The sequence below is a fragment of the Hymenobacter sp. YIM 151500-1 genome (assembly GCF_025979885.1).
In the GTDB taxonomy this organism is placed as follows: Bacteria; Bacteroidota; Bacteroidia; order Cytophagales; family Hymenobacteraceae; genus Hymenobacter.
The window spans coordinates 202,193-223,222 of sequence record NZ_CP110139.1 but is presented as its reverse complement, the minus strand read 5'-3'; the positions used below and the strand labels follow the sequence as shown (position 1 = coordinate 223,222).

Annotated in this window: 18 protein-coding genes; 7 read left to right on the top strand and 11 right to left on the bottom strand. The window is 65.1% G+C overall.

What is annotated here, in order from left to right; translation table 11 throughout:
* Positions 1-38 precede the first annotated feature (38 nt).
* Positions 39-1,784, top strand: a complete 1,746-nt coding sequence (ggt, locus tag OIS53_RS00860) for a gamma-glutamyltransferase (RefSeq protein ID WP_264680497.1) — start codon at positions 39-41, stop codon at positions 1,782-1,784.
* Positions 1,785-1,979: 195 nt separating this feature from the next.
* On the opposite strand, the gene OIS53_RS00855 is transcribed toward ggt, so the two are convergent.
* The 3 genes from OIS53_RS00855 to OIS53_RS00845 form a co-directional block, all read right to left on the bottom strand.
* On the bottom strand, positions 1,980-2,333 hold the full coding sequence (locus tag OIS53_RS00855; protein WP_264680496.1) for a hypothetical protein: 354 nt from the start codon (positions 2,331-2,333) through the stop codon (positions 1,980-1,982).
* A 43-nt stretch (positions 2,334-2,376) separates the two neighbouring features.
* Entirely contained in the window at positions 2,377-2,757 is a 381-nt protein-coding gene (locus OIS53_RS00850) for a hypothetical protein (RefSeq protein WP_264680495.1), read from the bottom strand.
* 65 nt (positions 2,758-2,822) lie between these two features.
* Positions 2,823-3,164 (bottom strand): hypothetical protein, encoded by a 342-nt coding sequence (locus tag OIS53_RS00845; RefSeq protein ID WP_264680494.1) that lies wholly within the window; start codon positions 3,162-3,164, stop codon positions 2,823-2,825.
* A 553-nt stretch (positions 3,165-3,717) separates the two neighbouring features.
* Between OIS53_RS00845 and OIS53_RS00840 the strand changes: the two genes are divergently transcribed.
* The 4 genes from OIS53_RS00840 to OIS53_RS00825 all read left to right on the top strand — a co-directional run bounded on the left by OIS53_RS00840 (position 3,718) and on the right by OIS53_RS00825 (position 10,399).
* A complete protein-coding gene (locus tag OIS53_RS00840; protein WP_264680493.1) occupies positions 3,718-6,666 on the top strand; it encodes a TIM-barrel domain-containing protein in 2,949 nt (982 codons plus the stop codon).
* A gap of 189 nt (positions 6,667-6,855) precedes the next feature.
* Positions 6,856-8,280, top strand: a complete 1,425-nt coding sequence (locus OIS53_RS00835; protein WP_264680492.1) for an alpha-amylase family glycosyl hydrolase — start codon at positions 6,856-6,858, stop codon at positions 8,278-8,280.
* 31 nt (positions 8,281-8,311) lie between these two features.
* Positions 8,312-8,785, top strand: coding sequence for a DinB family protein (locus OIS53_RS00830; RefSeq protein WP_264680491.1), 474 nt, complete (start codon positions 8,312-8,314; stop codon positions 8,783-8,785).
* Between the two features lie 282 nt (positions 8,786-9,067).
* Positions 9,068-10,399, top strand: coding sequence for an alpha-amylase family glycosyl hydrolase (locus OIS53_RS00825; RefSeq protein WP_264680490.1), 1,332 nt, complete (start codon positions 9,068-9,070; stop codon positions 10,397-10,399).
* Between the two features lie 104 nt (positions 10,400-10,503).
* On the opposite strand, the gene OIS53_RS00820 is transcribed toward OIS53_RS00825, so the two are convergent.
* The 3 genes from OIS53_RS00820 to OIS53_RS00810 all read right to left on the bottom strand — a co-directional run bounded on the left by OIS53_RS00820 (position 10,504) and on the right by OIS53_RS00810 (position 14,336).
* Positions 10,504-12,081, bottom strand: coding sequence for an N-acyl-D-amino-acid deacylase family protein (locus OIS53_RS00820; protein WP_264680489.1), 1,578 nt, complete (start codon positions 12,079-12,081; stop codon positions 10,504-10,506).
* 282 nt (positions 12,082-12,363) lie between these two features.
* Positions 12,364-13,182, bottom strand: a complete 819-nt coding sequence (blaOXA, locus tag OIS53_RS00815; RefSeq protein ID WP_264680488.1) for a class D beta-lactamase — start codon at positions 13,180-13,182, stop codon at positions 12,364-12,366.
* 575 nt (positions 13,183-13,757) lie between these two features.
* Positions 13,758-14,336 (bottom strand): YdeI/OmpD-associated family protein, encoded by a 579-nt coding sequence (locus tag OIS53_RS00810; protein WP_264680487.1) that lies wholly within the window; start codon positions 14,334-14,336, stop codon positions 13,758-13,760.
* A 261-nt stretch (positions 14,337-14,597) separates the two neighbouring features.
* Here OIS53_RS00810 and OIS53_RS00805 point away from each other — a divergent pair, with 261 nt between their 5' ends.
* Positions 14,598-15,548, top strand: coding sequence for an aldo/keto reductase (locus OIS53_RS00805; protein WP_264680486.1), 951 nt, complete (start codon positions 14,598-14,600; stop codon positions 15,546-15,548).
* Positions 15,549-15,603: 55 nt separating this feature from the next.
* Here the strand turns inward: OIS53_RS00805 and OIS53_RS00800 are convergent, their stop codons facing one another.
* Positions 15,604-16,170 (bottom strand): glycosyl-4,4'-diaponeurosporenoate acyltransferase CrtO family protein, encoded by a 567-nt coding sequence (locus tag OIS53_RS00800; protein WP_264680485.1) that lies wholly within the window; start codon positions 16,168-16,170, stop codon positions 15,604-15,606.
* Between the two features lie 126 nt (positions 16,171-16,296).
* Positions 16,297-16,995 (bottom strand): alpha/beta hydrolase, encoded by a 699-nt coding sequence (locus OIS53_RS00795; protein WP_264680484.1) that lies wholly within the window; start codon positions 16,993-16,995, stop codon positions 16,297-16,299.
* Positions 16,996-17,185: 190 nt separating this feature from the next.
* On the opposite strand from OIS53_RS00795, the gene OIS53_RS00790 reads away from it, so the two are divergent.
* On the top strand, positions 17,186-17,908 hold the full coding sequence (locus OIS53_RS00790) for a DUF421 domain-containing protein (protein ID WP_264680483.1): 723 nt from the start codon (positions 17,186-17,188) through the stop codon (positions 17,906-17,908).
* A 149-nt stretch (positions 17,909-18,057) separates the two neighbouring features.
* Here the strand turns inward: OIS53_RS00790 and OIS53_RS00785 are convergent, their stop codons facing one another.
* Genes OIS53_RS00785 through OIS53_RS00775 form a run of 3 tightly spaced genes read right to left on the bottom strand, consistent with a single transcriptional unit; the run spans position 18,058 to position 21,008 of the window.
* Positions 18,058-19,239 (bottom strand): serine hydrolase domain-containing protein, encoded by a 1,182-nt coding sequence (locus OIS53_RS00785; protein ID WP_264680482.1) that lies wholly within the window; start codon positions 19,237-19,239, stop codon positions 18,058-18,060.
* 32 nt (positions 19,240-19,271) lie between these two features.
* Positions 19,272-19,928, bottom strand: coding sequence for a hypothetical protein (locus OIS53_RS00780; protein WP_264680481.1), 657 nt, complete (start codon positions 19,926-19,928; stop codon positions 19,272-19,274).
* A 27-nt stretch (positions 19,929-19,955) separates the two neighbouring features.
* Positions 19,956-21,008 (bottom strand): hypothetical protein, encoded by a 1,053-nt coding sequence (locus OIS53_RS00775; RefSeq protein WP_264680480.1) that lies wholly within the window; start codon positions 21,006-21,008, stop codon positions 19,956-19,958.
* Positions 21,009-21,030: the final 22 nt, after the last annotated feature.

Genomic DNA, 21,030 nt, shown 5'->3' with positions numbered 1-21,030 from the left:
GCAAGAAGTCTGCCGCCAGGGTTGCTATCTTCACCTCTATGAAACGCCTGCTCTACCCGCTTACCCTGGCCCTGCTGCTGGGCTGCTCCACTACTGCCACGCGCCCGGCTTCCACTCCAGCGGCTACTCTGGCTGCTCCCGTGCCAGCCGTTACGCCGGTTATTACCGAGCGGGCCATGGTCACGTCGGCGCACCCGGAGGCGACGCGCATTGGGGTGGAGGTGCTGCGCCGGGGCGGTACTGCCTGGGATGCCGCCGTGGCCGTGCAGTTTGCCCTGGCCGTGGCCTTGCCCACCGCCGGCAACATCGGGGGCGGGGGCTTCGTGCTCTACCGGGCTGCCGACGGCCGGGAAGGCGCCCTTGACTTTCGCGAAACCGCCCCCGCTGCCGCCTCGCGCGACATGTACCTCGACCAGCAGGGTAACATCATCCCCGACCTAAGTACCCTGGGCCACCTGGCAGCCGGGGTGCCGGGCACAGTGGCGGGCATGGCTGCGCTGCATCAGAAGCTGGGCAAGCTGCCCTGGCGCGAGTTGGTGCAACCGGCCGTGGACTTAGCCGCTCAAGGGCTCAAGCTGACGGAAAAAGAAGCCGCCGGCCTCAACCGCCAGCGCGAGGCCTTTCTGAAGTACAACCCCAGCACGCCCCCGGCCTACGTGCGCCCCGATGGTGCCACCCGCCCCTGGCAGGCCGGCGACGTGGTGCGCTACCCCGACCTGGCCCGCACTCTGGAGCGCATCCGGGACCAGGGGCGCGCCGGTTTCTACGAGGGCCAAACGGCCGACCTCATCGTGGCCGAAATGCAGCGCGGCAAAGGTATTATCACTAAGCAAGACCTAGCCAATTATCAACCCAAGTGGCGCACACCCCTGCACGGCCAGTACCGCGGCTACGAGGTGCTGACATTTCCGCCGCCCAGCTCCGGGGGCGTGGCGTTGCTGCAAATGCTACAGATGCTGGAACTCTACGACCTGCGGCAAGCCGGCTGGCACACGCCCCAGGCCGTGCACTGGATTACCGAAGCTCAACGCCGCGTGTACGCCGACCGCGCCACCTACCTCGGCGACCCGGACTTTGGCCATGTGCCTGTGGCCCAACTCTTAAACCCGACTTACAACAAGCAGCGCATGGCCTCCACCCTGCCCTACCAGGCTACGCCCAGCGCCCAGGTACCGGCCGGCGCAGGCCTGCCCGGCTACGAGTCGGACCAGACGACGCACTACAATGTGGTAGACGCCCAGGGCAACGCCGTGGCCTGCACTACCACCCTGAATGGGGCTTACGGCAGCAAAGTGGTGGTGGCCGGGGCGGGCTTTCTACTGAACAATGAAATGGACGACTTCAGCGCCAAGCCCGGCACGCCCAACGCCTACGGCCTAGTGGGCGGCGCGGCCAACGCCATCCGGCCCGGCAAGCGCATGTTGTCGTCGATGACCCCGGCCATCCTCACCAAAAACCGGAAGCTGGCCCTGGTAGTGGGCACACCCGGCGGCTCCACCATCATCACCAGCGTGCTGCAAGCCATTCTGAACACGCTGGACTACGGCCAGAACGCCCAGCAGGCCGTGGCCGCCCCGCGCCTGCACCACCAATGGCTGCCCGACCAGATTGACGTGGAAGAAGGCGCCCTGCTGCCTGCCGCCCAGGACTCGCTACGTGCCCGCGGCTACCGCCTGAACCCGCGCGCGCCCTGGGGCCGCGTCGAGGTGATTCGGGTGCTGCCCGGCGGCCGACTCGAAGGCGGCGCCGACCCGCGCGGCGACGATACGGCCGGGGGGTTCTGAAATGTGGATTACGCGGGTTTTGGTCACGTCATGTGTCCGCCCACATGAAAAGAGCTTGCCAGCTGGCAAGCTCTTTTGCATGATGCTGTGGGAGGGCGTGCTGAACAGGAAATGAGCGGCTAGACAGTGGCGCAGTCAATCATTCAATCGTCACCGAAATCCGCGCAATCTGAAAAATCCGCGGCAGTGCGTGATTCAGGCCTGCTGCAGCTGGCGGCCGGCGTCGCTGAGGGCTTGGGCGAGCTGGTTGAGAGAGTCGATGTAGCGGGGGTTGGCGTTGTCGACCAGGCTGTTGATGTGCTCGGCCAGGGTGAAGAGGGCGCTGCCGATGGGTGCCGGGTCGGGGCGGGGGTCGGCGAGGTAGCCTTTCAGCTGCACCAGGTCGGCGGCAATGGTCTGGTGGGCATCGTCGCCGCTGGCGCGCAGCAGCTGAATCCAGCCGTCGATGTTAGCCGGAGCCGTAGCAGCGGCTTCGGACAGATTTCCGCCCTCAAACAGGCGCAGGGTGGCCGTGAGGTGGTCGGCACTGGCGGAATGGGAAATGGACATAAGGACGTGGTTTTTATATGAAAAGGGAATGCCTGGGCGGGGGCTACAGCGTACCGGCAGCTTGTTGCAGGGCCTGGCCTAGCTGCTCCAGCTGCGGCTGCACCTGGGGGCCGGCGGCGGGGGCGCTTTGGGTGGTCAGCTCGGCAAGCCGGTACAGGCACTCCCTGATCTGGGCAACGTCGGAAGGGGTGCCGTGGCCCAGGGCATTGTAGAGGCGCTGTAGCTCGGCAATCAGGTCGGCAAACTCGTCATGGGGGGCAGTTTGCAGCAAGTGCATCCAGCGGTAGAGGTTGTCGCCAGCGGCGGGGAGCAGGCTGGGCAGGTGGTCGGTTTGCAGGGCGTGCAGGGTGGCGCCCAAGTGGGACTCCACACCGGCCAGGGCCGAGCCGGGCGAGTGGCCAGGGTTGCTAGGATCAGGGTGCATAGGCAGAAGGAAGAATGACGTGTAGGGTTAAGGATGTCAGAACCAGCATCCCGGAGTAAGTTCGGTTAGGACATTTTGAGATTACCAGCGGCGGTGACGAGGGCTTGACCCAGGTGGCGCAGATGGTCGCCGGTGGCGTCGTGCATGTCGCGGGCGATGCGCGACACCTCCTGGCCCAGGTGCTGCAAGGAGCCGGTAATGGCGGGCCGGTCGTCGCGCTCCACGTGGCCGCGCAGGCTGCGCAGCTCGTTTTGCAGGCCCGTAATGGCCGAGCCGCCCAACCCATCGAGGGCATGAATCCAGTTGTCGATGTAGCCCAGGCCGGCATCAACGGGGTGGCTGCTGGGCTGTTCGAGAGCGGCGTAGATGCCAGTAATCGTGCGTTCGATGCGTTCCACGTGGTTCATGGCGCAGGGTTGAGAGGTGAAGGGATAAAGAACTGTACGCCAGCCAGCGCGCGGGCGTTGCTTGAGAAGCGGCAAGCTGCTAAAGCGGCTTAGGTTAGAGCTAGTTGCCTCACCCCCACCCCTCTCCGGAAAAGGAGAGGGGCTCTAGCTGTAGTTTCTAGCTGCTGCTCTACTGAGTGTCCACCACCCCTAGTCCCTCATGTACAAGGAGGGGAGCTAGCTGCTAGTTCTTGCTTTAAGAGCGTGTTGGGGAATTTAGCAACACACGGTTTAGGCCCTGCTCCATCTGGCGTCCGCGCAGCCGGAGGCGAAGTCGAAGCATCTCTGCCAGAGGTAGCTTCTGCCGACTGCAACGAAGCGGGAGAAATGCTTCGACAAGCGGACGCCAGATGGAGCAGGCCAATTCCCTAACACGCTCTTAACCTTTTAGCTCTCCATTTCAAACCGCTGCACTTATGCAACTGGAAAGAGCGGTGAACTATGATGCTGTAAGCTGGCTGAACAGGCTGGAAGCTCTCTTATCTTGCCGGCCCAATTACTGCTTTGCCCGCGTATGCTTCGCCGCTCCCTGCCTTTGCTGCCCTTTTTATTGCTCCCGCTGCTGCCGGCGGCTCACGCCCAGCGCGCCACCGATGGGCCTCCTACGCAGGACCCGTTTGGCCGGAAAGAGGCCGCCGCGCCCGTGCGCGCCATCGGCAACTACCGCAGCCACACGTACCAGAATGGCATCCTCACCATCCGCAGCACCGAAGGCAGCACCCTGCGCGTGCGGGCGTGGGCCGAGGGCGTGGTGCGGGTTGAGTTTTTTCCGGCCGGCCAGTCGGGGCCGGATATTGCGTCGGTGAGCGTGGTGCAGGAGCCGCGGCTGGCGCGGCCGGCAGCGCCGCGTTCCGTAGCCGGTCGCCTGGAGTGGCAGACGGACCCCGTCACCACCGTCATTATCCAGAAAAATCCGCTGCGGGTCAGCTACCAGCGCGGCGGCCAACCCCTGGTGGCCGAAGCCGGCGGTGTGTTTCAGCAGACTACGGCGGCTAAAGGGCCGGGTGGCGCGGGCGTGTCGTTTCGCCTCAGCCCCGACGAGCACCTGTACGGTACCGGCTCCCGGGCCCTGCCCCTGGACCGGCGCGGCCGTCGGCTCACCCTCTACAACGAGGCCCACTACAGCTACCAGAACGGCGAGCCAACCCTGAACGTAACCCTGCCCACCGTAGTCAGCAGCCGGGGCTACATGCTGTTCTTCGACAACCACACGGCCGGCACCCTCGACCTGGGCGCCACCGATACGAACGTGCTCGAATACCGGGGCGAAGGGCTAAACAACTTGGCTTACTTCCTCGTGGCCGGTTCTTCCTACGCCGAAATCCTGGACCGTTACACCGCCCTCACCGGCCGCCAGCCCCTGCCGCCGCGCTGGGGCATGGGTCTGATTCAGAGCCGCTTTGGCTATAAGACAGAGCAGGAGATGCACCAAGTGGCCGGCCGGATGCGCCGGGCCGGCTTCCCCCTGGATGGGCTGGTGCTGGACCTGTACTGGTTCGGGGGCACCAAGCAGCAGGGCGACTTCCGGTGGGTGCCCGAAAACTTTCCCGACCCCAAGCGCATGATGCGCCGCCTCGACTCGGCGGGCGTCAAAACCCTGCTGATTTCGGAGCCCTACGTGATGCGCACCTCCCGCAACGACTCACTGGTGCGCGGCCAGAACCTGGTGGGGCGCGACTCGGCGGGCCAGCCCTACACGGTGGCCTCGTTCTGGGCCGGGCCGGCTACGCTGCTGGATATGTTTCGGCCCGCGGCCCGGCAGTGGATGTGGCAGCAGTACGATAGACTGAAGCAGGACGGCGTAGGCGGCTGGTGGTGCGACCTGGGCGAGCCGGAAAATCAGCCCGCCGACATGGTGTACGACCTGGGCCCCACCCGCCGCATTCATAACGCCTACGGACAGGCCTGGGCCAGCATTCTGAGCGAAAACTACCGGCGCCAGTACCCGCAGGAGCGCCTGTTCAACCTGGCCCGCTCGGGCTGGGCGGGCATGCAGCGCCACAGCATCTTCCCGTGGTCGGGCGACGTGAACCGGTCGTGGTCGGGCTACCAGGCCCAGGTGCCCATCATGCTGAGCATGGGTTTGGGCGGGGTGGGCTACATGCACTCGGACGCCGGCGGCTTCTGCGTGGGTCCCGTGGACAGTGAGTTGTACACCCGCTGGCTCCAGATGGCCAGCCTCGGCTCCATCCTGCGCCCGCACGGCGAAGGCGTGCCGCCCGAGCCGTACTGGTACCCGGAGCCCTACCAGAGCAGCGTGCGCCAGGCTACCCATCTGCGCTACCAACTCCTGCCCTATCTGTACACCCTGGCCTGGGAAAATTCCCGCACCGGCGCGCCCCTCACCCGGCCCCTGAACTTTGGAGAAACGTATGTGCAGGCCGAATCGGTGGCAGCGGAGGCCCCGCGGCCGAATGGGCAGCCGGCTGCGGTCTGGAACTGGAACACCACGGCCTCCAGCGCTTGGGGCGCCGAGCAGCTTACCCAGCGGCGGCGGCGGCAGTTTGCGGCTCAGAATACGGCCGAGCTGGCCAACGTCAACGACCAGTTTTTGCTGGGCTCCAGCCTGCTGGTGGCCCCGGTGCTGCAGCCGGGCCAGCGCCGCCGCAACGTGGTGCTGCCGGCCGGCACCTGGATTGACTTCTTCACCCACGAAACCGTGCCCGGTGGCCGCACCGTGGGCCGCCCGGCCCCGCTGGCCCGCCTGCCCCTGCTGGTGCGGGCCGGGGCCTTCCTGCCCCTGACCCGCTACGCCCCCACCACCGCCGACTACCGCCCCGACACCCTCCAGGTGCGCTACTACGCCGATGCCGCCGCGGGCCCCACCACCTACACCCTCTACGACGACGACGGCCACTCGGCCCAGGCCCCGCAGAGCGGGCAGTACCAGCTCGTCAGCTTCCAGGGCTACACCACCGCCACCCAGGCCACCATCACGGCCGCCGTGCAGGGCCAGCCCTACGAGGGTGCCCCTGGCCGCCGCACCGTGGCCCTGCTACTGCCCCGCGTGGCCCAGGAGCCGGCAGCCGTGCAGCTCAACGGCGCCACCCTGCCGCCCACCGGCTACGAGTACAATGCCACGGCCCGAACCCTGCTGGTGCGCTTTCCGCTGGAAGCCGGCCAGCCCGCCACTGTGCGCGTGCAGGGCCTGGTACTGAACACCACACCCGCCCCCAACCTCAGCCCCGAAGCCCTAACGCTGGAAGCACCCGACAGCCGCACATTCGGGCCGGCCGAGGGCACTGCGCTACGCTACACCCTGCACCAGCCCGGCCAGCCCGGCCCGCTGCGCATCCTCAACGCTCGCGGTCAGGTAATACGCACCCTGCAACCCGCCACCGAAACCGGCCCCCACACCCTGCGCTGGAACGCCATCAGCGACCAGGGTCGCTTCGTGCCGGGCGGCGTGTACTGGGCCGAGCTAGCCGGCCAGCGCCAGCGGCTGGTGGTGATTGGTGAGTAGTGAAATGGTGAGGTGGTAGCGAGTGAAAGGTAAAAAGAACGGTCATGCTTCATCTAGCGTCCGCGCAGCCGGAGGCGAAGTCGAAGCATCTCTACTGAGGGTAATTCTAATCGTGCGGACGAAGCGGGAGAGATGCTTCGGCTGCGCTCCGCATGCCGGTCATTATACTTACCACCTCACCACTCCCCCATGCCTCACCTCCGCGCCTCCCTCCTGCTCAGCGGCTTGCTGGCCTTGGCCGCCTGCCGCCATAACCCGCCCGCTGAAACGGCCGTGACTTGCGCGCCGGCGGCTCCGCCCGAGTACACCATCCGGCACCCGGCCTGGGCCGATTCGGCCAGCATCTACGAGGTCAATATTCGGCAGTACACGCCGGAGGGCACGTTTCGGGCGTTTGAGCGGCACCTGCCGCGGCTGCAACAAATGGGCGTGGGCATCCTGTGGCTGATGCCGGTGCAGCCCATCGGCCAGAAAAACCGCAAAGGCACGCTGGGCAGTCAGTATTCCATTCGGGACTACCGGGCCGTAAACCCGGAGTTTGGCACGCTGGACGACCTGCGCCATCTTATCCGGGAAGCGCACGGACGCGGTATGCACGTGATTCTGGACTGGGTGGCCAACCATACCGCCTGGGACAGCCGGCTCGTGCAGCAGCACCCCGACTGGTTTACCCGCGACGCCCAGGGCCGCTTCGTGCCGCCCGTGGCCGACTGGCAGGACGTTATCGACCTGGATTACCGCCAGCCTGAGCTGCGGCGCTACATGGCCGAGACGATGCGGTGGTGGGTGCAGGACGTAGGCTTTGATGGCTTCCGGGCCGATGTGGCCGGCCTCGTGCCCATGGACTTCTGGAACCAGACCCGCCGGGAGCTGGAGCAGGTGAAGCCCGTGTTTATGCTGGCCGAATGGGACGAGCTGCACGACCCGCCCTTTCTGAAAAAGGGCCAGTTCGACCCCAACACCGGCATGCTGGAGCAGGCCTTCGACGCCACCTACGCCCTGCGCCTGCGGTATTTGCTCGACAGCATCAGCCGCGGCCGGCAGCCCGTAGCCGCCCTCGACCGGTACCGGCAGGTAGAGCGGGCCCGGTACCCGGCCACGGCCTACCTCATGTACTTCACTTCCAGCCACGACATCAACTCCTGGGACGGCACCGAGTATGAGCGCCTGGGCCCCGACGCCCAGCCCCAGGCCGTGCTGACGGCCCTGCTGCCGGGCATCCCGATGGTGTACAGCGGCCAGGAAGCGGCCCTGAAAAAGCGCCTGCGCTTCTTCGACAAAGACATTATTCCGTGGAACAACTTCCCGCTCCAAAACTTCTATACCCGCCTGCTTCAGCTCAAGCGCCGCCACCCTGCCCTGCGCAACGGCGACCCGTGCAGTCAGTTCACCCGCCTGGCCTCGCCGGAAGGCACCTACGCCTTCACCCGGACGAAGAACAACGCCGCCGTCTTCACCGCCGTCAACTTCACCGATGCCAGCCAGTCGATGCCGCTGCCCGCCGCCCCGGCCGGCCGCTTCCGGGACGTTTTTTCGGGTGAGACTGTGGAGCTGAAGCCGCAGGAGCAGCTGGCCATACCGGCCCGCGGCTGGCGGGTATTGGAAAAACGGTAGCACGAACGTCTGTTCCGCGCTACTTTCACCTATGCTTCTTGCCGCCCAATATGCCCTGGTTCAGAGTGCCCGCGCCGTGCTGCTCGACCAGCTGGCTACGCTGCCGCCAGCCGACTTTCTGGCGCCAGTGGCAACCTTTAACCACAGCAGCCTTCGCGACTTGCTGGTGCACGTAGCCAACTGCTACCGGCACTGGCTCGGAGTAATAGCCCAGGGCCAGCCGCGCCCCTACTTCGACCCGGCCACGGTGCCCGACGTGGCCGCTGCACGGCAGGTGTTTGGGAAGGTAGACGCACTGGTGACAAGCTTTGTGCAGCAGCAGGAAGGGGCGTGGCAGCGGCCACAGACTCTATCCGTGCCCGGCCGACCCGCGCCGCTGACCCTGACGCCGCTAGAGCTGTTCACTCACGTCATCACCCACGAGTTTCACCACAAAGGCCAGCTCCTGAGCATGGCCCGGCAGCTGGGCTACCCGCCCGTAGACACCGATGTAATTCGGTTTTAGTACCTGGCACTATCTGACGCCTATCTGGCGCGAGGTTAGCGCAGCGTACCTCGTGCCGAAAATGAGGTGGAGGCTGTGCCTCCACTGCCGCGCCAGCGGCAAGCCGGTACCGGGCTGTGCTGGCGTCAGTCGTTCTGGTGTGGGGAGGCACAGCCTCCCGTCATAGTGGGCACGAGTTACGCTGCGCTAAACTCGCGCCAGTCGCTAGCCAGTCGCTAGCCAGCCGCTAGGCAACTGCGCGGCGGGCTGGTCGTTCAACGGCAAAACTTTCCTCATTTCTTCGTGTCTGACGACCTGCACCCTCACGCTCACCTGTTTCCGGTGAAACATCCGGCCTGGGCCGCCGATGCAACTATCTACGAAGTCAACATCCGCCAATACACGTCGGAGGGCACGCTGCGGGCCTTTGCTGAGCATCTGCCGCGGCTGGCAGCTATGGGCGTTAGCATCGTGTGGCTGATGCCCATTCACCCCATCGGGGAAGTGAGCCGCAAAGGCACGCGGGGCAGCCAGTACGCCGTGCAGGACTATTTTGGGGTGAACCCGGAGTTCGGCACTCTCGACGACTTGCGCCAGCTGGTGCAGCAGGCCCACCGGCTGGGCCTGCGGGTGCTGCTGGATTGGGTGGCCAACCACACCAGCTGGGACAACCCACTCGTGCACGAGCACCCCGATTGGTACCAGCGCGACGCCCAGGGCCAACTGGTGCCGCCCGTGCCCGACTGGACCGACGTGGTAGCCCTGGACTACCGCCAGCCCGAGCTGCGCCGCTACATGACCGAGGCCCTGCTGTACTGGGTGCGCGAAGCCGACATCGACGGCTACCGCTGCGACGTGGCCGGGCTGGTGCCCACCAGCTTCTGGAACGACGCCCGCCGCGCCCTCGACCAGGTGAAACCCGTGTTTATGCTGGCCGAGTGGGACGAGCTGTACCCGTCGGGTGGGCTGACCTGGGACAATTTCGACGGCGACACCAAGCTGCTGGAGCAAGCCTTCGACATGACCTTTGGCCTGCGCCTGCACTACCTGCTCGACCACATTGCCGAAGGCAAGGCCCAGCTGGCCGACATCGACGCCTACCTGGCCGCCGAGCGGGCCAAGTACCCGTCCACGGTGTACCTGATGCACTTCACCAGCAACCACGACGTGAACAGCTGGGACGGCACCGAGTACGAGCGACTGGGGCCGCTGGCCCTACTCTTTGCGGTGCTCACGGTGCTGCTGCCCGGCATGCCCCTGGTGTACAGCGGCCAGGAAGCCGCCCTCAACCGCCGCCTGGCCTTCTTCGACCCCGACCCTATCGACTGGCAGGATTATCCGCTCCAGGACTTTTACACCCGCCTGCTTCAGTTCAAGCGCCGCCACCCCGCCCTGCGCAACGGCGACCCGCTCAGCCGCTTCCGCCGCCTGCCGTCTTCGTCGGAAAGTCTCTATGCGTTTGTGCGCGAAAAAGAAGGCCGGGCCGTGCTATGCGTAGTCAACAGCTCCGCTGAGCCCCTATCCTTGCCTATCGAAGTCGGCCCCTGGACTGACGTATTCAATGAAGTGCAGGTCACAGCGGGCGAGCTGGCAGTGCCTGCGCACGGCTGGCGTGTGCTGGAGAAAGTAGCATAAGCTTTAGCTTGTGCTGCGCCCACCGGCCGCAATTTGGGGCTGAGCCACTTGGCGCACTGTTGAACGGCGCGGTTCCGCATTGCGGCCGGTGGCCGCAGCACAAGCTAAAACTTCCGCAGCACCTGACCGCTGCGGGCACCGGTGTGGCGGCCTTCCGATACGGTCAGGCGGCCGTTGACGAGCACGTAGCGCATTCCTACCGAGTACTGGTGCGGCTGCTCGAAGGTGGAGCGGTCCTGCACGGTGGCGGGGTCAAACACGACGATGTCGGCGGCGAAACCGGGGCGGAGCAGGCCGCGGTCCTGGAAGCCGAAGGTGGCGGCGGGCAGGCTAGTCATGCGCCGTAGGGCTTCTTCCAGGGGCAGCACCTGCTGCTCGCGCACGTAGCGGCCCAGCACGCGGGCATTGGAGCCGTAGCCACGCGGGTGGGGCACGCCCTGGCGCCACACCCGAATGCTGGCGTCGGAGGCCACCATGTTGTGCGGGTACCGCATAATGGCCTGCACGTCGGTTTCGCTCATGCCATGAAATACCATGCCGGCGTTGTAGCGCGCCACCAGGTCCAGGATGGTGGCGGCTTCGTGGCGGGCGTGGTGGGGCCGGCCCCGGCGGCGGTTTATCTGCTCGATGCTCAGGCCTTGCAGGCTGGTGTCGGGTGGGAAGCTGGCTACTACGGCGTAGCTGAAGTGGCGCAGGCCCCGCCGGCGCAGGCGGCGCAGCAGGCCCGCCACCACCTCGCGCCGCACGGCCGGCCGGGCCAGCCGGGCCCGCAGCGAGTCGCGCCCGTCGGCCTGCACCTCGTCGGGCAGCAGGGTGCTGAGGCTGGTGCTGGAAGCCGTGTAGGGGTACTGGTCGATGGTAACGGCCTGGCCGGCCGCGCGGGCGGCTTCAATCTGGCCCAGAATCTCGGTGGTGCGGCCCCAGTTGGGCGGGCCGCTGAGCTTGAGGTGGGAAATCTGCACGGGCAGCTTGGCTTCGCGGCCCACCTGCAACGCCTCGGCTATGGCCCAGGTGATACTGTCGCCCTCGCTGCGCATGTGGGTGGCGTAGAGGCCCCGGTGGCGAGCCACCACCCGCGCCAGGCGCACCAGCTCCGGGGTGCGGGCGTAGGTGCCGGGCACATAAATCAGCCCCGACGACAAGCCCACGGCCCCGGCCCGCATGGCGCTGTCTACCAAGGCTTCCATCTGCGTCAGCTCGGCCTCGGTGGGGGCGCGGCGGGCCTGGCCCAGCACGGCCTCGCGCACGTCGCCGTGCCCGATGAGCGAGGCCACGTTCACCGACAAATGCAGGCTGTCCAAGGTGCGAAAGTAGCGGCGCAGGCTGGGGCGCGAAGACCCGCAGTTGCCGGTTACGACGGTTGTGACGCCATCCAGCAGGAAATTGTCGGCCGTGGGCTGGCGCACTTCGTCGTCCTCGATGTGGGTGTGCACGTCGATAAAGCCCGGCGCCACCGCCAGCCCCCGCGCATCCAGCACCGTGTCAGCCGGATAATCGGCCGGCAGCGTTCCCACGGCCACAATGCGGCCCTGCCGCACGGCCACATCGGCCAGCACGGCCGGGCCGCCCGCACCGTCGTACACGCGGCCGTTGCGGATAAGAAGGTCGGCGCGGGGCGTTTGGGCCAGGGCAGCTGGGGCGAGCAGCAGCAGTAGCAGAGGCAGCAGACGGTGGTGTAGCATGCCGGAATGTAGCACGGTTTGGGTAGCTTATGAAGCCCCGAGGGCGCGGGGCTCCGGCCGCCTTCGTCCGCGCCATTGAGATGGGTGTAGAGACGCAAGATATTGCGTCTTCTCGTTGAACGACCCCGCCTGAACATCCATCGTTCTGCCGGCGCGGACGACGAGACGCAAGATGTTGCGTCTCTACACCCTCTACACCCGTTTCGTTAGCTCGTTCTGACGGGGGAAGCCGGAGCCTCCTACATAGGCGGCGCGGGGCTGGAGGTCCGCGCCATTGGGCAGCTACAGCCAGCCCATTTCCTTGAGCACGGCTTCCGCTACGGCGCGGCGGCTGGCCAGAAACCGGGCATCGTCCGGGGGGCCGGGCTGGGGCTCCACGTTCAGGGCGAAGAAGGCCGTGCGGCCGTCGGCGCGGGTCAGCCACCCTACCAGCCAGCCGTTGTCGGGGTTGCGGGCCGAGCGGAACCGCCAGCCAGTTTTGCCATACAGGGTGTAGGTGGGTGTCTTTTGCAGCACCAGCAGCTGCTTCACGGCCCGCTGGTGGCGCGCGGCCAGGGGCAGCGTCTCGGCCTGGAGGCGGCGCAGAAAGTCTACCTGCTCAAACTGAGTGATGCGCGAGTCGCCGTCGAGCCAGAACGTGTCTACATTGGCGGGCGTGACGTGCATGCGGCCGTAGCGCAGCTTTGCCAGCCACTGCCGGTACGCAGCCGCGCCCACCTGGCGGGCCAGTTGCTGGTAGCAGGGCACGCACGACACGCGCAGGGCCCGCGCGTAGGTCATGTCCTGGTTCCACTGCGGGAAGGAGCGTGCCACGCCGTCCCACCGGTACAGCGCGGCGGTATCGGGCAGGGCGCCGGTTTCCAGGCCGATGAGGGTATTCGGAATTTTGAAGGTAGATGCCGGCAGAAAGCCCCGGCGGCACCGCGCCAGGTTGTAGGCGGTGTAGCGCCCAGCGGCCCCGTCGTAGAACAGAAACGAGCCCTGTACACCGTGCTGCTCAAATTGCCGCCCGAAGTCGCGCTCCGTAACGGGCGGGGCCGGCGCAGCACCCAGACACAGCAGCAGGCCATTGAGCAGCATAAACCAGCAGATTCGGAGCATAGTCGTTCGTTAAAGAAGCTGTTTAAGTGAGCCAGCACCTGCCCTCGCACGATGTAAAGACGCACTATTTTGCATCTTCTCGCGGGCAAGTCGTCCAACGACGAAGCTTCACCGGTTGCGTTGCTGTACCATGCAGGCGCTGCAAAAACTGAAGCCGTTTAGGAAGTTGATAAACCGTCCTGCTGAGCGGAGCTGGAGGCGAAGTCGAAGCACCTCTACCGCTTCGTTGAGCAAGCGTTAGGAGTTAGTTAGAGGTAGAGATGCTTCGACTTCGCCTCCAGCTCCGCTCAGCAGGACGTTCCGGTATGTTCTTTCAACTTCCGAAACAGCTTCATTGATTTAGACAAAGCTTGCCGCGGCTTTTACTGGGCGTATTAGCAATCAAATGTAGCAACGCCCCGGCTGCACCCACCTGCGGATCACGTCTGCTTGTCCGCGCCGTATGGCTGTGGTTCACATGGATGGGGTTCCAGTGGCGTCGTTCAACGACGAGACGCACCGTAGTGCGTCTCTGCACTTCAGGAGCAAGCGTAGTAGAAATCAGTGAAATCCAACTAATCTGCACAATCTGTGATTTAGTTGGTTCGCTCGTTACGGGCGGCTTTTTCTACGATGCGGGCTATGCGCTGCTGCCGGGTGGCGGGGCGTTTGGCGGCGGCCAGCTGCTGCAAGGTTTGCTTGCGCACACCGGGCGGAAAGGCGGCAAAGTGGCGCTGGGCTTCCGCGTTGGCGGCCAGGGCTGCGGCCAGGTCGGCGGGCATTTCGAGGGCTTCCACGGCGTCCAGGGCTTGCCAGCTGCCGTCCTGTTTGGCGGCTTCGATTTTGGCCTGGCCGGCTGGGGCGAGCAGGCCGGCGGCCTCCAGCTTGGCTACCCGCCGCTTGTTCAGCGCCGACCACACGCTACCCTTCTTGCGGGGCGTGATGAGCAGCAGGGAGCGGGCCGCGTCGAGGCGGCGCGGCAGCGAGTCAATCCAGCCAAAGCACAGGGCTTCTTCCACCACGTCGTCGTAGGTCATGCGCTGCTGGCCGCTGGCTTTTTTGTAGAGAATCAGCCAGATGCCGTCGGGCTGCTGATGGTGGGCCGCCAGCCAGGCCCGCCAGGCTGGGCGGTCGGGGGCGTCAACGTGCGGCAGGGTGTCGAGCTTGGAAGGCACGGGAGAGTGAATGAGTGAATGAGTGAATGAGTAAATGAGTGAAGGTAAAAATTGGGCGCCTGAATCTGGCATTCACGTAACAGAGCGTATTCCGCATAAGAATGTCCAGCGGCAGTACCTAAAAGAAACTTGTAGTGTTTGGCCCTGATAAGGTTTTTCAACATTGGCTTGATGCGCCACTTGCGTAGGACGATTCACAGAGACAATCACTCATTCACTCATTCACTCATTCACTCATTCACTCATTCACTCACTCCCAACATGCAAACCCGCGAACTGGGCCGCTCCGGCCTGCACCTGGCGCCGCTCATGCTGGGCGGCAACGTCTTCGGCTGGACGGCCGACGAGGCTACTTCCTTCCGCATTCTGGATGCCTTTGTGGCCGGGGGCGGCAACGCCATCGACACGGCCGACGCCTACTCCGTATGGGTGCCCGGCCACCAGGGCGGCGAGTCCGAAACCATCATCGGGCGGTGGCTGCGCCGGCGCGGCCGCCGCGACGACGTGCTGCTGGCCACTAAAGTAGGCTGGGAAATCAACGCCCAGCAAAAGGGCCTGCGGAAAGACTACATTCTGCGGGCCGTGGAAAGCTCCCTGCGCCGCCTCCAGACCGATTATATCGACCTGTACCAGTCGCACAAAGACGACCCCGCGGTGCCGGTGGAAGAAACCCTGGAAGCCTACGCCCAGTTGGTGCGGGCGGGTAAGGTGCGGGCCATTGGGGCGTCCAACTTTTCGGCGGGCCGGCTGCGGGAGTCATTGGAGGCCAGCCAGCGCCACAACCTGCCGCGCTACGAGAGCCTGCAGCCGCTGTATAACCTCTACGACCGGGCCGAGTTTGAGCGGGAGCTGCTGCCCGTGTGCCAGCAGGAGCAGCTAGGCGTGATTCCGTACTACGGCCTAGCCGCCGGTTTCCTCACCGGTAAGTACCGCACCGCCGCCGACCTGCAAAAAAGCGCCCGGGGTGGCGGCATCGGCCAAAAATACCTTAACGACCGGGGCCACCGCATCCTGGCGGCTCTCGATGCGGTGGCTGCCCGCCAGCAGGCCACGCCCGCCCAGGTGGCTCTGGCTTGGATCATGACCCAGCCTGGCCTCACGGCACCCATTGCCAGCGCCACCAGCCCCGAGCAAGTAGCGGAGCTGCTGGGCGCCACCGAGCTGCAGCTAGGCCCCCAGGACCTGACCGAGCTGGACAAGGCCAGCAGCTAAGCAGCCCTGCTTTCAGCCTCTTCCCCGGTAGAGAGGGGCCAGGGGTGGGGCTGCGCTACAGCGCAGAGTGGAGCCGCAGCAGGCGCCCTCGGTGGTGGCGCTGGAGCACGATAGGGTAAAAGTTGCCGAAGAAATTTCCTACTGCCGCGCCTGCCGCCAAATCATAGCGGCCCAGGTACAGGAAGTACGGAGGCAGGGCCAGCATGGCCAGCAGCGCCAGCAAGTGGGTGCATTCGGCTCCCTGAATGTTCTTGAGTAGCTCCGGTAAGTCGGCGCGTCGGCCGCCGAAAAAGGTACGCCGGGGCTGGGGCCGGTGGTAGTGTACCCAGCACAAAAACCGCCGCAGCCACTCCACCCGCAGCACCCGGTACAGCCAGCTGATTTGCTCGGCGCCCCGAAGGGCATAGTAGCGTGGCCCGAGCAGCTGGTACAGGGGCAGGGCTTGGTTCAGCATCCCAAATACCCCCGTTACGCCCAGCGTGTACATCAGTCCGCCCCCAAAAGCTCCCGTTACCGAGGGCTGCCCCGGCGCCTCCGTCAGCTTCCGCAGCATAGACCACACCAGCAGCAGCAACAGGCCGGCTATACCCAGAAACAGCACCGATTTTCCGAGAGACTTCATGCCACTGAGCGCGCAGGCAGTAAGCCCGAAGATACGGTTTTCGGGCCTGCGCGCCGCGGCTGCTCGTGGCGGCCCGGTGGTGTAGCGCCTCCTGTAAGCGGCTCCGCCCTGTGGCTCTAGCTACCGCTACTCACGGCCGGAATGGGGAGCCAGAGCCGCGCTTAGCTGCCGGGTAAGCCAGCCCACCACATCGGCATCTACCTGGTCGCGGCACTCGTCGAGGCCGTGGCGGCAGCCGGGGTAGAGCTTGAGTTCCTTGGGCTGCTGGGCCCGCTGGTAGATGCTGCGCGAGCAGGTATCGGGGAGGATTTCGTCGGCGGTGCCGTGCACCAGCAGCAGGGGCCGGGGGCTCACCTTGGGGGCCAGGTCGGTGCCGTAGGTCTGGCTGCTCATGGCCACCACCGCCGCTACGTCCGGGCTCAGGGCTCCGGCCGTAACCACCACGGCCCCGCCGAAGGAATGCCCCACCAGGGCCACGGCCGGGTGCCGGCGCTGCTGCACTAGGTACTGCACGGCCAGCAACGTGTCGAGCACGCACTCTTCATAATAATTGGGGTGGCGGTAGTGCAGGCGCAGGGAGGCAATGCCGTGGTGGGCGGCCAGCTGGCTGGCCAGGCGCGGGTACATGCCCCAGGCTGGTCCGTCGAGGCCGCCCCCGGCTCCGCCCACCCACACCACCGCGGCGCGGCCTTCGGCGGCCGGGTGCAGGCGGGCCGGCAGGGGGCCGGCGTTGGTTTCGAGCAGTACCTCCTCCACCCCATCTGCCGCGCCCTGAACCGTCACTTTTTCCAATACAAATTCCCGCTGCTGTTTCTGCCTGGCCATATCGATGGTCTGCTTGTCTGCTGGCACTATGTACTGCAACGCCCGCAAATGGGTATAGCCGAGGTGGAGCGGCCGAGGCCACTACGGCGGCTGGCCCTGCCGGGCCCGTTCCCTGAATTTGCAGTGCAACCCGCACTAGCTCAACACTTGCCGGGGAGTTTGCGTTAGGACCTCACCACGTATCCTGCCTATGCTCCCTCTGCTTCTCGCCGCCGACATCAAGCCCTTCGACTGGCAACGGATTCTGGTTTCCGAAGATGCTCCGCTGTTGTTCCTGCTTGAAGTGGCGGGCCGCTGCGTCGTCACCTACCTGCTTATCATCGGGGCCTTGCGCGTGACGGGCCGGCGCGGGGTACGGCAGCTGTCCATTTTCGAGCTGAGCATCATCCTGGCCCTGGGCTCGGCCGCCGGCGACGCCATGTTCTACGACGACGTGCCGCTGCTGCACGTGCTGGTGGTGTTTGTGATGGTGTCGGGGCTGTACCTGCTCTTCAACCGCCTCACCGAGCGTTTCCCCCGCTTCTCCGACTGGCTGGAGGGCGCCCCGGTGTTGCTGATTGAAGATGGGCTCATTCAGCTCCCCAACTTCAAACAACAAAACCTGACCCAGAAGGAGCTATTCGGAGAATTGCGCCAGCACCAGGTAGAGCACCTGGGCCAGGTGCGCCGCGCCTATATTGAGGCTACCGGCAACATCAGCATCTACTTTTTCGAGGACGAGGACGTGCGGCCCGGCCTGCCCATCTGGCCCGAAAAGCTGGCCGCGGCCCGGCCCCGCGCCGAGCAGGCGGGCCCCCAGGCCTGCGCCTGTTGCGGCCACGTACGGGAGCTGGCCCAGGGTGGCGTAGCCCGCTGCCACGTGTGCCAGCAGGATAAGTGGCTACCCGCCTGCGAGGCCCGGCGCGTGGCCTAAACACGCCGCTGCGGCTCAGAGCGCAGCGCCCAAAGCAGCGCCCCAGCCTTGCGGACTGGGGCGCTGCGGTGGCCACCCACACCGGGTGGGCTTGCATGGTATGCGGGCTGGTGTACGCTGAAGCCGCCCGGTAGTTGCAGGCCGCGGCTCTACTTGCCCAAGTTCTGGTACGGCACGTAGTCTTCCCACTGCCAGGGTGTGTCGGTGTCGCCGAGCAGGCGGGCCAGCAGGGCCCGAAAGATGCCGTCGGCGTTGGAGGAGTTGCCCATGAGCACCAGCCCTTTTTTCTGATCGGCAAACACCACGCTGTGGTTTTCCCAACCGTCGTCGTGGCCTTCTTTGAAGTAGACGTGCCCGTACTTCGGCGAGTCGAACGTGCCCCAGCCCAGGCCGTAGCCTAGCCGAATGGCGCGGTTGCTGTCGGGCACGGCCGCGGTGGCCAGCGGCCCAAACTGCGCCCGAAACGGAATGCGCACCTGAGTGCGGGTCATTTCCTGCCGGGCGGCGGGCGCGAGGCCCTGGCCCTGCATCACGGCGGCCAGAAACGCGGCGTAGTCGGCGGGAGTGGTTTCGAGGGAGCCGGCGCCCTGGGCTTTGCTGCGCTTACGCTTTTTTAGCGGCTGGCCCTGCTCGTCGTAGCCCAGGGCATAATTCTGCTCGAAGGCGGGCTGCCACACGTAGCTGCTGCGCTGCAAGCCCAGCGGGCCGAACACACGGGCCTGGCTTAGCTCCGTCAGCCCTTGCCCGGCAATGGTTTCCACGGCCAACTGCAGCAGCTGCAGCCCTTCACCGGAGTAGCCGTAGCGGGCCCCCGGCTCAAACTTGAAGCGCAGCTTTTTGTCGGGCTCTATCCAGCGCCAGTTGGGCAGGCCGGTGGTGTGGGTGAGGGCCATGTGGGCCGTGAGGCGGCGCCACCGCTCGTCGCCGGCCAGGTCCTGGTAGGCCTCGTACTCGGGCAGGGGCTTGGGCAGGTATTCGTGCAACGGCCGGTCGAGGTCGAGGCGCTTTTCCTGCACCAGCTGCATGACCAGGTAGGCAAATACGGCCTTGCTGAAGGAAGCCCCGTACATGGCCGTTTCGGGTGTGAGCGGCGCTTTCTCGGCCACGTTGCGCAGGCCGTAGGTGCGTAGGTAGCTTACCTTGTTGCCGTCGAGCAGGGCCACGGCCAGTCCCGGCACCCGCGTCGAGTCCATGAGCTGCTGCACGGTCCGGTCGATGCTGGCGGCGCTGAGGCGGCGGCCGTCGAGGGTGCGGAAGACGGCACGCTGGGCCGCGGCCGGCAGGGCGGCGGACAGCAGCAGAAGCGCGGCGGAGGCGGCAAACTGGCGCATAGCGTAGAGGGGTGAAAACGTGCTACAAAAAGTTAGTCGGTCTGTTGAAAGGACATCTTCCAATAGCTCACGTTGCCGTTTGCTCCTACGGTCCAGGTCTCCCGCTTCAAGTACAGCGTGTTGTTATTCAGCCAAAATATTTCCGCCGGCTCCCAGTTCTCAGGGCGTAGCTCCCACGCCTTACGCAGCATACCGTCCTGCAGCCGAAACAGTTGCAGGGCGTTGGGCTGACCGCCGCTGTATTCGAGGCCGGGGCAAATGGTGGCTATGCTCTGCTGGTCGGGGGAGTACTGCGGCGGCCCGTACAGGGTGAGCCGGCGGCCGTCGTTGCCAATCAGCCACCATTCGGAAGTTTCGTAGAAGTTTACTTCTACCACATGCCGCTGAAACCGGGTCAGAAAGCCGCGGTAGGTGTAGGTAGTCGTTGCCTCGTCACCGATGCCGCGCCGGATGGAGGCTTCGTCCACTACCACGTCGCGGTACACCTGGGGGCCTTTGTTGGTCGGGATGATGAGCTGCCCGTTGCGCTTACGCACCAGGAAGGTCACCGGCGCGACGGCAGGCCGGGTCTGGCGCCGGCCTTGCGCGTAGGCGGCGGCCGAAATAGGGCTGAAGCGTACCACGGCAGCAGGCGGCGCGGCGCGCGGCGTGGGAAAAACGCTCAGCAGCAGAAAAAACAGATAGTGCATAGCCGAAATGGAGTATACAGCTGCTGCTTACCGGCTGTCGGCCGGCGCTTCCGCCGGGAACAAGGGTTTTATGAAAGTCACGGCGCCTAGGTTAACTGCCTGCGTCGTGCCTTTGAGTCGCTGGTACACAACTTTCACCGGTCCATCATTCGCATGCTCTGTGGCTTGCGCTTGGCTGCCATAGCGGCCGCCGTACACCTGCATCATCTCCTCCAGCTCCTTGCGCTCTTCCTCGCGCAGCTCCCGCTTTTCCCGGCAGTTTATCGTTTCCGGGTACGGCCCCGTGCCGTACAGCAGTAAGTTACCATCCACAAACTCGCCGACATAGTTACTGGGCTGCTGGCTGGCGGCTTTGTTCAGAATAATCTTGTAGTCGTTGTACTTCTTGTCGACCGGGAAGGAATACAGCAGATTGTCTAGGGTGCGGGGACGTTCGGCTTCGTGCAGCTTCTTTTTGAACTCGTTGTTTTCGAGCAGGTACAACGCCGTTACCTCACTCGCAGGCAGGCTGACTTCGTTGCCTTCGGAATACCGCCGCCCATCCGGGCTGAAAACCGGCCGTAGTGTGTTGCTGAAGCCTTTCTTGGCGGCAAAAGCAACCTTGGCCGACCCTTCGGCGCAATTATCGAAATTGAATTTGATCGAGTCTTTCAGCGCCGAGTTCTGCCGGGCATACACGTAGAAATACACCGGGTCGTGGTCCTGCTGCAGCTGCAGCTTGCCGTTCGGCAATTCTTGCCACACCCCGGTTTGCATGCCGCCGAAATATGTAACTGCATACTTCCCGCTCGGCAAGATGTGCAGGTGTACCGCCGACATGGCGTCGCCCCCGCCTATATCAATGCTGTAGTTGCCAATGTACTTGCTGGCTGCGCTGGCCGCTATGTTTTGAAAAATTCCGCAAACGAGTATCATAAAACGTTTCATGTGGGTAAAGGCACCAAGTAGGAGGATGGGACAATCATACCTAAATATTTCTGATTCAGCATATACTTCATCCGGCCCAGCACTTTGAGCGGGTGCCCTGCCAGAAGCGGGTGGCGGCAACTTCTTCCGCGGCGCTGTGCGGCCATCCTCCAATTCCGCCCGATATTGCCCCCGC

What these genes read in the sequence shown, in the direction of transcription:
- OIS53_RS00830 (WP_264680491.1), top strand. Translation starts at nt 8,312, where the DNA reads ATGCTTCTTGCCGCCCAATATGCCCTGGTTCAGAGTGCCCGCGCCGTG.
- OIS53_RS00855 (WP_264680496.1), bottom strand. Translation starts at nt 2,333, where the DNA reads ATGTCCATTTCCCATTCCGCCAGTGCCGACCACCTCACGGCCACCCTG.
- OIS53_RS00840 (WP_264680493.1), top strand. Translation starts at nt 3,718, where the DNA reads ATGCTTCGCCGCTCCCTGCCTTTGCTGCCCTTTTTATTGCTCCCGCTG.
- OIS53_RS00795 (WP_264680484.1), bottom strand. Translation starts at nt 16,995, where the DNA reads ATGGCCAGGCAGAAACAGCAGCGGGAATTTGTATTGGAAAAAGTGACG.
- OIS53_RS00850 (WP_264680495.1), bottom strand. Translation starts at nt 2,757, where the DNA reads ATGCACCCTGATCCTAGCAACCCTGGCCACTCGCCCGGCTCGGCCCTG.
- OIS53_RS00800 (WP_264680485.1), bottom strand. Translation starts at nt 16,170, where the DNA reads ATGAAGTCTCTCGGAAAATCGGTGCTGTTTCTGGGTATAGCCGGCCTG.
- blaOXA (WP_264680488.1), bottom strand. Translation starts at nt 13,182, where the DNA reads ATGCTCCGAATCTGCTGGTTTATGCTGCTCAATGGCCTGCTGCTGTGT.
- OIS53_RS00820 (WP_264680489.1), bottom strand. Translation starts at nt 12,081, where the DNA reads ATGCTACACCACCGTCTGCTGCCTCTGCTACTGCTGCTGCTCGCCCCA.
- OIS53_RS00785 (WP_264680482.1), bottom strand. Translation starts at nt 19,239, where the DNA reads ATGCGCCAGTTTGCCGCCTCCGCCGCGCTTCTGCTGCTGTCCGCCGCC.
- OIS53_RS00835 (WP_264680492.1), top strand. Translation starts at nt 6,856, where the DNA reads ATGCCTCACCTCCGCGCCTCCCTCCTGCTCAGCGGCTTGCTGGCCTTG.
- OIS53_RS00805 (WP_264680486.1), top strand. Translation starts at nt 14,598, where the DNA reads ATGCAAACCCGCGAACTGGGCCGCTCCGGCCTGCACCTGGCGCCGCTC.
- OIS53_RS00845 (WP_264680494.1), bottom strand. Translation starts at nt 3,164, where the DNA reads ATGAACCACGTGGAACGCATCGAACGCACGATTACTGGCATCTACGCC.
- OIS53_RS00780 (WP_264680481.1), bottom strand. Translation starts at nt 19,928, where the DNA reads ATGCACTATCTGTTTTTTCTGCTGCTGAGCGTTTTTCCCACGCCGCGC.
- OIS53_RS00790 (WP_264680483.1), top strand. Translation starts at nt 17,186, where the DNA reads ATGCTCCCTCTGCTTCTCGCCGCCGACATCAAGCCCTTCGACTGGCAA.
- ggt (WP_264680497.1), top strand. Translation starts at nt 39, where the DNA reads ATGAAACGCCTGCTCTACCCGCTTACCCTGGCCCTGCTGCTGGGCTGC.